1 pseudogene is annotated in these 1,004 nt (G+C 59.0%); it reads right to left on the bottom strand.

The window, feature by feature from the left end:
• A pseudogene (locus NY78_RS21790) lies at nucleotides 1–1,004 on the bottom strand (IS3 family transposase); the annotation flags it as partial.

A 1,004-nucleotide genomic window follows, 5' to 3' on the forward strand; every position in this document is an offset into this window, starting at 1 on the left:
TTATGCCGCCTTGGGGGCCGAGTGGCCCTCCCGGTATACGTCCATGGGTCGGCGACCGTCAAAAGCCGTATGCGGTCGTCGCTCGTTGTAGAAGTGGAACCAGTTTCCGAGCGCTTGGCGAGCTTGGCTGCCGGTTTCGAGTTCTCGCAGGTAAACGCACTCCCATTTCACCGAGCGCCATAGCCGCTCGATAAAGACGTTATCCATCCAGCGGCCTTTGCCATCCATGGAGATGGCAACGCCGGCATCTTTAAGCGTCTGCGTGAAGCCCTGGCCAGTGAACTGCGACCCCTGATCTGTATTGAAGATTTCCGGCACCCCATAGCGGTTCATGGCCTCTTCCAAGGCGGCAACGCAAAAATCAGCGTCCAGGGTGTTGGACAAACGCCAAGACAACACGGCCCGGCTGTGCCAGTCCATGACCGCCACCAGATACAGGAAGCCTCGCTTCATCGGTACATACGTGATGTCGGCGCACCACACCTGGTCTGGCCGTTTGATCGCAAGATCTCGCAGCAGATACGGATGAATCTTGTGCTCGGGATGCGGCGTACTCGTCCTGGGCTTCTGGTAGATCGCCACCAACCCCATCTTGCGCATCAACCGCCGCACGCGGCCACGTCCGATCTCGATGCCCTGATGCCGCAAATGCCGTCGCATCTGGCGCGATCCGTAAAATGGCGTCTCCAGAAACTGCTCGTCGATATGCCGCATCAGTTCCAGATTCATGGCCGACTCGCCTTTCGGGCGATGATACCAAGTCGACCTGGCCAACCCGAGGATGCGACACTGCCGACAAATACTGAGTCGGGGATGCCCGCGTTCGACCATCCCACGCCTTCGCTCGCGACTCATCGTTTGGCGAAGGCTCGCTCTAAAAAATCCTTCTCCACGGTCAATTGACCGATCTTGGCGTGGAGTTCCCGGATCTCGGCGGCGTTATCCTTCTGTGCCGTCGCCGCCTTCCCGGAAAAGGCCGCAACCATGCCTTCCTTGGCTTGTCG

Source organism: Desulfovibrio sp. TomC (assembly GCF_000801335.2).
In the GTDB taxonomy this organism is placed as follows: domain Bacteria; phylum Desulfobacterota; class Desulfovibrionia; order Desulfovibrionales; family Desulfovibrionaceae; genus Solidesulfovibrio.